This is a genomic window from Desulfosarcina sp., assembly GCF_033791525.1.
Lineage (GTDB): Bacteria > Desulfobacterota > Desulfobacteria > Desulfobacterales > Desulfosarcinaceae > Desulfosarcina.
Genome location: NZ_JASJGN010000230.1, coordinates 1 through 10,438, shown reverse-complemented (window position 1 = coordinate 10,438; position 10,438 = coordinate 1). Strand labels below are relative to the sequence as shown.

Annotated in this window: 8 protein-coding genes and 1 pseudogene; 5 read left to right on the top strand and 4 right to left on the bottom strand. The window is 54.2% G+C overall.

Annotated elements, in window-relative coordinates:
• Window positions 1–305: 305 nt before the first annotated feature.
• Entirely contained in the window at window positions 306–1,472 is a 1,167-nt protein-coding gene (locus tag QNK41_RS11565; RefSeq protein WP_319256915.1) for an aminotransferase class I/II-fold pyridoxal phosphate-dependent enzyme, read from the bottom strand.
• Between the two features lie 280 nt (window positions 1,473–1,752).
• On the opposite strand from QNK41_RS11565, the gene purM reads away from it, so the two are divergent.
• Together purM and tsaD are read left to right on the top strand one after the other, a co-directional pair.
• Complete coding sequence (gene purM / locus QNK41_RS11560; RefSeq protein WP_319256912.1) at window positions 1,753–2,799, top strand: phosphoribosylformylglycinamidine cyclo-ligase; 1,047 nt, start codon at window positions 1,753–1,755, stop codon at window positions 2,797–2,799.
• A gap of 260 nt (window positions 2,800–3,059) precedes the next feature.
• On the top strand, window positions 3,060–4,076 hold the full coding sequence (gene tsaD / locus QNK41_RS11555) for a tRNA (adenosine(37)-N6)-threonylcarbamoyltransferase complex transferase subunit TsaD (protein WP_319256910.1): 1,017 nt from the start codon (window positions 3,060–3,062) through the stop codon (window positions 4,074–4,076).
• A 45-nt stretch (window positions 4,077–4,121) separates the two neighbouring features.
• Here the strand turns inward: tsaD and QNK41_RS11550 are convergent, their stop codons facing one another.
• Complete coding sequence (locus QNK41_RS11550; RefSeq protein ID WP_319256908.1) at window positions 4,122–4,532, bottom strand: response regulator; 411 nt, start codon at window positions 4,530–4,532, stop codon at window positions 4,122–4,124.
• Window positions 4,533–5,088: 556 nt separating this feature from the next.
• The gene (locus tag QNK41_RS11545; RefSeq protein WP_319256906.1) at window positions 5,089–6,069 is read right to left on the bottom strand and encodes a zinc transporter ZntB; all 981 of its coding nucleotides are present in this window, start codon (window positions 6,067–6,069) and stop codon (window positions 5,089–5,091) included.
• A 524-nt stretch (window positions 6,070–6,593) separates the two neighbouring features.
• Between QNK41_RS11545 and QNK41_RS11540 the strand changes: the two genes are divergently transcribed.
• The 3 genes and pseudogenes from QNK41_RS11540 to QNK41_RS11530 all read left to right on the top strand — a co-directional run.
• Window positions 6,594–7,436 carry a mechanosensitive ion channel family protein gene (locus QNK41_RS11540; protein WP_319256904.1) on the top strand — a complete coding sequence of 281 codons (843 nt, stop codon included), beginning with the start codon at window positions 6,594–6,596 and terminating at the stop codon, window positions 7,434–7,436.
• A gap of 58 nt (window positions 7,437–7,494) precedes the next feature.
• Window positions 7,495–7,626, top strand: a complete 132-nt coding sequence (locus QNK41_RS11535; RefSeq protein ID WP_319256902.1) for a hypothetical protein — start codon at window positions 7,495–7,497, stop codon at window positions 7,624–7,626.
• Between the two features lie 12 nt (window positions 7,627–7,638).
• Window positions 7,639–7,971 (top strand): annotated as a pseudogene (locus QNK41_RS11530) (peroxiredoxin family protein); the annotation flags it as partial.
• Window positions 7,972–8,141: 170 nt separating this feature from the next.
• Here the strand turns inward: QNK41_RS11530 and QNK41_RS11525 are convergent.
• Window positions 8,142–10,438: mechanosensitive ion channel family protein (locus QNK41_RS11525; protein ID WP_319256900.1), on the bottom strand; the 2,297-nt coding region annotated here is incomplete at its 5' end.

The following is a 10,438-nucleotide window of genomic DNA, read 5'->3' as shown; positions in this document are numbered from 1 at the left end:
GTTCCCTATTATCCCTTGCACCCCATTCAGAGTGCGGGCACCGAAAGGTTCGACAACCAATTTCGATCTTGATGTAAAAGAAGCGTCGCCGCCTGTCAACGGATTTCTTCTGCAGGTGCCCTTTCGGAAATGGTAGATTTTGGTCCAGGCTAAGAGCACAGCAATGCTGAAACCGGAGGCGCGCCCCCAGATAGCAGGACTTCATGTAGACTTTCAGACAATGTTTTTGGCAAGGCCAGAGGAAGGAAGCTGTATGATCCATACCGCGACGACCGATAACGCCGCCCAAAACATTGTCTGGAAGTCTACAATACTTTGCGGATACCTCTCACCGCCTGACTAATGCGCATGTTGTTTTCGATGAGGGCGAAACGCACGAAATCGTCACCGTATTCACCGAAGCCAAGGCCCGGCGATACGGCCACCTGGGCCTCGCGAATCAGAAATGTGGAAAACGCCACGGATCCCATCTTGCGATATTGCTCGGGGATCCTGGCCCAGACGAACATGGTGCCCTTGGGGCTTTCGATCTCCCAGCCGACCCGGGACAGGCCCGATATCAGGGCATCACGTCGGGATTGATAGGTGTCGCGGATATTGGCCACGCAATCCTGGGGGCCATTCAAGGCAATGATGGAGGCGATCTGGATGGGCTGAAAAATGCCGTAGTCCAGGTAACTTTTTATGCGTTTCAGGGCAGAGATGGTTTCGGCGTTGCCCACGCAGAACCCCACCCGCCAACCCGCCATGGAGTAGCTTTTGGACATGGAAAAAAACTCCACCCCCACCTCCTTGGCTCCTTTGGCCTGCAGAAAACTGGGTGCCTGGTACCCGTCGTAAGTCAGGTCGGCGTATGCAAAATCATGGATCACCATGATGTCGTTCGCCTTGGCAAAATCCACCACCCGCTGGAAAAAATCCAGGTCCACCACCTCGGTGGTGGGGTTGTGGGGGTAGCTGAGCACCAGCACCTTGGGTCGGGGCCAGGTCTGCTTGGTGGCCTGAATCAGGTTTTCGAAAAAATCCTGGTCGGGCCCTGCAGGAATTCCCCGTACGTCGCCGCCGGAAATGATGGAGGAGTATGGATGGATGGGATAGGTGGGGTTGGGCGCGAACACCACGTCACCGGGCCGAATGGTCACCAGGATCAGGTGAGACATCCCCTCCTTTACACCGATGGTGACAATGGCCTCGCTTTCCGGGTCGATGTCCACATCATAGCGGCGCTTGTACCAGTCGCTGATGGCCATGCGCAGTTTGGTAATGCCCATGGAGGCCGAATAACGATGGTTGCGCGGGTTCTGGGACGCCTCGGTGAGCTTGTCGACAATGTGCTGAGGTGTACCGATATCCGGATTACCCATGCCCAGGTCGATGATGTCTTCCCCGGCGCGCCGGGCCTCCATCTTGATCTGGTTGACGGTGGCAAACACATAGGGTGGCAAACGGTCTAGCCTGGCAAATCGGGTCATGATCGATTCCTTTTTTCCAACTGCCTGTCAGAAAGTCCCTGAATATAGAGAATAAGTATAATAGTCGGTCAAAATTGTCAAAAAATTATTGGCGGTATGGGCAGGGATCAGCAGCATAGACCATCTACCTTCCACACCCCAATAGCCCACCTCCCGACAACCCGTTTTCCACGGACCTCAGCCTGCCGGCATCTTCGGTTTTGGGTTTGACTTTTCGGCGGTATCAGATTAGTTTTACGGGTATTTTTTAACCAGCCGCATACACGCCAGGAGTGTTTAAATGAAGAAAAAGCTGACCTACGCCGATGCCGGCGTCGACATCGAAAAGGCGGATCACCTCGTCGAGACCATAAAGAAAATTGCCAAAAAAACCCGAAGAACCGGCGTCATGGGCGAAATTGGGGGATTCGGCGGCTTGTTTTCTCTGAATACCGCCAATATGAAAAACCCGGTACTGGTCAGTTCCACGGATGGGGTGGGCACCAAGCTGAAGATCGCCTTCCTCATGAACCGCCACGACACGGTGGGCATCGACCTGGTGGGCATGTGCGTTAACGACATTGCCGTTCAGGGCGCCAGACCCCTGTTCTTCCTGGACTACCTGGCCACGGGAAAACTGAAAACCGGTACGGTCACCGACATTATTAAAGGTGTCGGCGAGGGGTGTATCCAGGCCGATTGCGCCCTCATCGGTGGAGAAACCGCGGAGATGCCTGGCTTTTACCGGGAAAACGAATACGACCTGGCCGGTTTCGCCGTGGGTATCGTGGACAACAGCAAAATCGTAGACGGCTCTGAAATCCGACCCGGCCACCAAATCATCGGGATCGCCTCAAGCGGGTTGCACAGCAACGGTTATTCCCTGGTGCGCAAGATCTGCTTTGAGGTGTTGGGGCTGAAAGTGGATAGTCACGTTCCCGAGCTGGGTAAAAGCCTGGGAGAAGAATTGATCACTCCTACCCGGATTTACTCGGAAACCATCCAATCTCTGGTCAGGGACCTGCCCATCCAGGGACTGGCGCACATCACCGGCGGCGGCATCATGGACAACATCGTCCGGATCATTCCCCAAGCCTGCGGCATCGCCATTAAAAAAGGATCCTGGGACATCCCACCCATTTTTCCGTTTTTGCAGGAAGCCGGCAATGTGGATGATAAGGAGATGATGCGCACCTTCAACAATGGGATCGGGCTGGTGGCGGTGGTTCCCGAAGAAAAGCTTCAGGAGGTTATCAACCGCCTGACCGGCAGCGGTGAAAAAGCGTGGGCCATCGGCGAAGTGACCAAAACCCGCAAGAATGCCCGGACCCGGGTGCAACTGGTATAGGAACAGAGGACGGACGTCTGAGAACGGTGATCGGAGTCCGACTTCAGTTTGTTCGCAAAGTTGCACGACAGGTGTTATTAGGCAGTTTGACATTGATAGAATCCGGAACAAAAATGGATACTGACTGACATGTGGAAGAAACTTACAGAACCGTTGATCCGGCTGTTTCAATGGATCGCCGAGGGGCAGAAAAAGCATCCGATCTGCAAGACCTGAGCGCCTGGTGTTAGACGCCCCAGTTCGGGGACGAACAAATCAAAATGGCCATGATTGTACTCGGTATAGAATCCTCCTGCGATGAGACGGCAGCCGCGGTGGTATGTGACGGGCATGAAGTACGCTCCTCGGTGGTGGCCTCCCAAGTGGCCGTCCACCACCCCTATGGCGGCGTGGTGCCGGAATTGGCCTCCCGAAAGCATATCGAGGTCATCGTTCCCGTTGTCAACGACGCTGTCGCCAAGGCAGGCATCACAGCAGACCAAATCGACGGCGTAGCCGTAACCCAGGGCCCCGGCCTGGTCGGGTCGCTGCTGGTTGGTTTCTCATTTGCCAAGGGGTTTGCCTACGGACATAAAATTCCATGGATCGGCGTCGATCACCTGGAGGGACATATCCATTCCGTGTTCCTGGAACCCGACCCGCCCCCCTTCCCCTTCGTGGCGCTGCTTGTTTCCGGGGGCCACACCAGCATCTACCATGTCCTCTCCTACCGAGAATTTCACCCCTTGGGACAAACCCGTGACGACGCAGCCGGCGAAGCCTACGACAAAGTGGCCAAGATGCTGGGATTGGGCTATCCCGGCGGGGGGGTGATCGATCGTCTGGCGGCCCAGGGTGATCCTGAGAAGTTTTTTTTCACTCGGCCGTATCTCGACAAAGACCAGTTTGATTTTTCCTTCAGCGGAATCAAATCGGCGGTCAGCCGACATATCCAGACCCACCCGGAAACCTATCAGGAGGATCAGGCCCACATCGCCGCGGGCTTTCAGGCCGCAGTGGTTGAGGTGCTGTCATACAAGGTCATTCACGCGGCAAGGCAAAACGGCTGCCGCCATCTGGCCGTGGTGGGCGGTGTGGCCGCCAACCAGGGCCTGCGGACGGTCGTCACCCGCGATGCCGCCGAGGCCGGCATCACCGTTCACATTCCATCCCTTGACCTGTGCGGGGACAATGCAGCCATGGTGGCGGCAGTGGGCTACCATCGGCTCAAGGCCGGTGAGCGATCCGGCATGGATGACGATGTCTACTCACGAGTAAAATTCAGACCAGGCAACTGATTATCGAAAAGGTCCCCTCTGTACGAATATGATCCTGTGTTAAAATTACATGACCGTTTGGGCATTCATGGGTAGGGGGAAGGCGGCGGGATTAGGGGCAGTTGACAGACTTAACCGTGTCAGGCGTTTTACCGTATCTACTAAGGCCTGCAGGAGAAAGGGTTTGGGCAGAACCGCATTGCAGTCTGTTCCTTCCAGCAGCCAGGGCGTGCCGGAGATGCCGATGACGGGGGTAAGTGGACGGCTGGAACGTCGAACGTGGCGAACGATACTGGCGCCGTCAAGATCCGGCATGCACATGTCGGTCAAAACCAGGTCGAAAGAGGCATCCTTTAGGAGCTGCACCCCCTGCCGCCCATTGGACGCGGTTTCTACTTTGAAGCCAAATTTCGTAAGCGCTTCGCGAATCAGGTCGGAAATACACGGCTCATCGTCAATGACCAAAATACGATTCATCACATCACTTTCTGCATGCTAAAATAGCGTTTATGGGGAATTAACTGCGAATCGTCATGAACAGCGGCCCCTCTTCAGGGGGACGAAAAACAAACCGCTAGGCTGGGGACATTAGCGGGCAATTTATTATCCAGGTTCGCCCCCTTGAAAATTACCGACAATGTGGAATATTTAGGTGAAAGATGTCAACGCGGATAAAGGCAGATTTAATAAATGAAATTTCAAGCGTTATTAACAATTTGTATTTTACCGTTATTAATCGTTTTTTTAACGCTGGATAGCGTGATGCGCTGGCAGCCGCTGTTTTTCCCGGTAGGTAATTTTACCCGGTCTTAACAATACATTAAAGCAGTTATTAACAAGTTATTGACAGCCAACGAGCACTGATAAATCTCAACCAATCTGCTTTTTTCTATCTTTTTCCACTGATGATTATTATCCTATTCATCCACCATAAGATGAACGCTGACGTTGCATAAAAACCGTGGTGATGGTCGGGCTGGCTGCTCGAAACCGATGAACGCGGTAAGCTCACGGGTCAGCCGGAACGCACGCGCTACAACCACTTTAATTTTTTGAACCATGCGACCAGAAAAATGGCAAGAACAACCAGAAAACACGTTACGATCAAAAACGCCCAGGGGCTTTCCGTCCCGGGGATCCCACCCACGTTGATCCCCAGCAGCCCAGTCAGCAGCCCCAGCGGAAGGAAAATCGCCGCCACGATGGACAGGGTGTACATGGCCCGGTTCATCTGCTCGGAGAGCCGGTTGTTCAACTCCTCCTGGGCGATGAGCGCCCGCTCCCGGGCCGCATCGATATCCTCCACATAGCGGGCTGTGCGTTCGGCGATTTCACGGAGAAGCGTCTTGTCCGACTCCGTCAACCAGGCGATCCGTTCGTGGGTCAGCCGGGCCAGCATGTCCCGCTGGGGGGCGATGTAGCGCCGCATGCTGATACTCTCACGCCGCAGCTCAGCCAGCAGGGGGCGCAGTTCGGCCGTTTCGGCACTCACGATGGTGTCTTCCACCTCGGCCACCCGGTCCTCGATGTCCACAACGACATCGCCGATGCGTTCCGTAATACGGTCCACCACGCAGACGAAAAACTCCCCGGCGGTGGTGGGCCCGCTGCCTGAAAGAAGCGACTCGTGAATGTCCTTGACCGCCATGAGGCGGTGCCGCCGCATGGTGATAATACGCTGTTCGGTCACGAACATGCGCATGGCCACCATGTCTTCAGGATCTGCGCCAGGGTTGCAGTTGACCCCCCTGAAAATCGCCAGCACACCCGATTCGTTCACCACACTGCGGGGCCGGGTCCCGACTTCCAGCAACGCCTCTGTGACCAGCGGGCTCAATCCACTTTTTCCCGTCAGCCATTTCAGAACCAATTCGTGATCGGCATCCAGGTGAATCCACAACAATCCCTGCTCCGGCCGCCAGGCGTCGACATCGGCCCATGTCAGCGCATTTTCAAGCTTTCCGCTGCCGAGCCGGTAGCCATATACCAGTCCGTTGGATACCTCATTCATCATTCCCCTCCTTGTTTCAGGTCAGTCCCGCAGGGACTTCTCAAACGGTCATGCCAGTCACGACGACGCTGTTTTTTGAAAAAGTAAAAACGGCCGTCGGAATTATTGCTTGAGTGTAAATCCGTTACGGCGTATGTTTTTTGTCTGACGCTTTCTTGAACGGTTAATTGTCTTTCCCGCTCCATGCTTTCACCGCAGCGGTTCACGGGTTCAACGGTTCAGGGAGCACCGAAAACCTCAGCCAAAGTAACCACTTAGGATAAACGCTGATCTGGTGAATGTTTACATGCCCGAGTGACTCGCTCTGGGATTGGCGATTTCATCAGGAATTTATTAGCCTACGAACAAGGTCAACCAATAGAAAACAAACCCTGAACGGTGAACGCTGAACCTGTGAACGCTTACCTCGCATCGTATCACAAAAACCCGGCAACCGGAGAGAGGGAGGACTCAGCAACGATCATGCAAATCGAATCCTGAATTGCCCAACAGACCCATCAAATCAATCAATTGATAAAAAAATAAATTTGGCAGACATCCTATCCCAAATTAACCCGATGTTGAGAATTCTTCTCATCGACGTTTTGACGGTGGCCGCCCACTTCGCCGTCAAGGCCATCCGCCGGTTCAGCCAACGGCTGTTGACCATGAAGGTAGACGGTGAAACGGCCTCGGAAGCGAACCTGACCCGCAGGTACCCCAAGATTGCCACCATCATTACCATCCTGGTCAGTGCCGTGACCTTTACGATTTATTTCGTGGCCGTCGGTATGGTTCTGCGCGAATTTAAAATTTCATTGACGACCTATTTTGCCAGTGCAACGGTCATCGGATTGGCTGTTGGTTTTGGTCTGCAGGGATTTGTGCAAGATCTGGTCATTGGTCTGACGCTGATTTTTTCGGATGCCCTCAACATCGGGGAAGTGGTCAAACTGGGCGATGAAATCGGCAGGGTCGACAACATCGGACTCCGTTTCACCACGCTGATCAACCTGCACGGCCAGCGGATTTTGATACCCAACAGAAATATTGCTGTGATCAGCCAGTTTCGCGGCGGCTGTATCCGTGCCTACGTGGACATCCAACTGCCGGAAGAAGTCGATGAAGATGAGATATCCCAAGCGATTCAAGCCATTGCCAAGGGCATGTATCACCAGCACCGATCCATCATCCTGGCTGCGCCGGAAACCTTCGGGATCAAGGAAGCCAAGGCTGGCCAATGGCGGTACCTGCGCATCAAGTTCAAGCTTTGGCCGGGACAAATGAAAATCATCGAGGAAACATTCGAAGAAAGAGTGGTCCAAGTACTCAAAAAGTCGTACACGGATTATGCGGCCTGGATGATTACGATAACCTACAAGGTCGAATAGACCTGAAGGATTTTAACCTTTTTACCCTGTCGAAAACAGTTAAAGTGAGGAACCAATCATGGCCAAAGTCGAACTGAATACCCAGGCCCCTGAGTTCACGTTGCTCGATTTTAACGGAAACAGCGTATCTCTTTCAGATTTCACCAACCGAAAAAATGTGCTCGTGGTTTTCAATCGTGGGTTTTTCTGACCATTCTGCCAAAGGCACATGGCGCAGTTGCGTCAAGATTATAAACGTTTTGTAAAATTGAATACAGAAATAATAGTTGCTGGGCCGGAGAATGCCGAGTCATTTCAAAAATACTGGAATAAAGAAGATTTGCCGTTCATCGGGCTGCCCGACCCTGAACATCGGGTCCTAAAATTATATGGACAAGAGGCCAGCTTGTTCAAGTTGGGCAGGCTGCCTGCACAGATGCTGATTGATACGTCCGGTATGCTCCGGTATGTGCATTACGGTCATTCGATGGCGGATATTCCTTCAAATAAAGAGATAATGAAGCTAGTAAAAGCAATAGAGGTCGACCACGGCTAACTAACCTTGACGGATTCGTAAAAAGTCACCTGTCATATCATTCCCGCGAAGGCGGGGCACGTCGTGAAGCTTTTTCAGCGCTATCTATAAATACCTGTTAATACTGGATCCCCGCCTTCGCGGGGACGACAACAACACCGAAATTTCGGCTTTTTACGAGTTTATCAACCTTAGGATTGGGGCAATGCTGCCTTTTTATCCGGGGGTTCAACGTCGACGGTGAATTCATTGGCGGCTTGAGCCGTGACGCTGGAGCGAATGTGAATGTCACGCTGGGGAAAGGCGATTTCAATGTTTTGCTCCCGGAACACCCGGTCGATCTCGAAGCGGATAGCCGTGCCAACCTTAAGCATGTTGTCTACATCAGTCCAAACCCGCAATACGAAAACCAGGGAGCTGTCGCCAAAATCGGAGAAAAGCACATCGGGCCGGGGATTGGCGAGTACTTTCTCGGTTCTGTCAGCGATCTCCAGCAGACTGCTGCGGACCCGTTCGATGTCGGAACCATAGGCCACACCGACGCTAACCTTGATCCGCAGGGTCAGGTCTCGGAAACTCCAGTTGGTCACCTGACTGCTGATGAACTCCGAGTTGGGAATGATCAGCGAGGCGTTGTCGAATGTCTGCACCACGGTGGATCGAAACCGGATCTTCTTGACCTCCGCCCAGATGCCGTTGATCTCAACCGAGTCGCCCACCTGGATGGGCCGCTCGAAGAGCAGGATGATGCCGCTGATAAAATTGTTGAAAATGTTCTGCAAACCAAACCCCAGCCCGATGCCCAGGGCGCCAAAGGCCACCGTCAGCGAGGTGCTGCTCAACCCAAAGGCATGCAGGGCAACCAGCACCCCAGCGCCCCACAGGAGGTAGACCGTGATGCTGGTCATCGAATGCTGCAGACCGGACTCCAGGCCGCTTTGCGCCAGTATCCGGGTTGAAAGTACGTGGCGCCACAATCGAATCAGCAGATGGGTGAAAAACAGGATCAGGGCGGCTGAGATAAGGCCCATCAAAGTGAAGATGGAATCTCCGACACTGACGGGGAATCGCAAGACTTTCGCCAGTCCTGAAAAAACCGTCTCGGTGCCACTCCAGGCCAGGACGACGGTGATGACCAGCAGGATGCCCCACAACAGCCAGCAGAGCTGAAACACGGCCCAGCGGATGGGCTCTGCCGACCGGTAAGAGGCGGCAGAGGGGGTGTGGGGTCCCTTGTAGAAGCGCTGGCCGCCTTCCCGCAGGATCAGAAAAAAGAGCAGGCCCCAGAAAAGCGCCGCCGTCGTTGCCCCCCAGGAGGTGAACCAATACAGAGACAGCGCGCCGTAACCGGCCAGTTCGAGAACCGGGCCGGTGATGAAAATGATGTGACCCATCACTGAGAGCGTGGGGCGCAGCATCGTCTGCCAGAGCGCAGGAACTACCCCAGGCATGGGATATGCTCTGAATTTGGGGCGAAACCGAAGGATCCAGGCAACCAGGGCGGCCTCGAAAGTGATGCGAGCCACCATCGGCAGAACGCCCTCGGATCCCACCAACCATGCCAGCACCAGATAAACCACCGCAAAAAAACGAATCAGGCGCAGCAGTCTTTTCAGGCTTGGACCCCAGGCGGTCGGCAGCAGTTGCGGGTCCAGCTGTGATTGAAGGGTGATGAAATTCAGGCCCCACTTGGTCAAGAGCCATACGATCAACAGGGAAAACGTTTCCTGGATGCCCGGAACCGTGTCAAAGAACCCCCGGGCTTGAAAAAAAATGTAGAAAAACAGCGCGGTACCCAGCTGCGGCATGGAGCGGGTCAACAGCCGGATGGCCATCCGGCGCCAGGGATATTCAGCACCGAAGGATTTGTCTTTGAGTTGCCGGCAGAAGCGCCGCAGGCGCATGATCAGAATCAGGGTCAACAGGTAAAGCAGCACCGAGGTTACTGGCAGCAGCCCCCGGCTTTCCAGCAGATCGGTTCCCAGGGCAAGCCAATACTCCAGGGAGCCGATTTTCCGGATCTGTTCCCCCAACTGCTTCAGTTCGCCCCCGATGTTTGTCCATCCGAGGCCGATGAGCGGATTGACTGGTCTCTGAAAGAGGTCTGCGTGCTTTTTTTCCTGTATCCCCAGGCTGAATTTTTGCGTCAGGTCTACAAATCCCTGACGGGTTTCGCCGACCCTGGCGATCAGATCGAGGTAACTGGTCCGTAATCGTTCCAGCATCTCACCCCTCTGAACCTTGCTGCGAATCAGGGTGTCAAGGTCGCTGATCAGCACCTTCGTGTCCGGAACGCTGCTGTTGGCGGCTTTCAGAACCGTGTGTTGCCGTTCAGCAGTGGCCTTCTGCGCTTTTAGCTGCTCCGTAAGTTTTTGGGTGGTATCCAGAAGATCCTTTAACTCGGCCTGCCTGCCATCCAGCTTTTCAATGGTGTTTCGAATGCCGAGCCAGGCTTTTTCAAGGTCATTGATGCGTGTCTCGGGTCTCA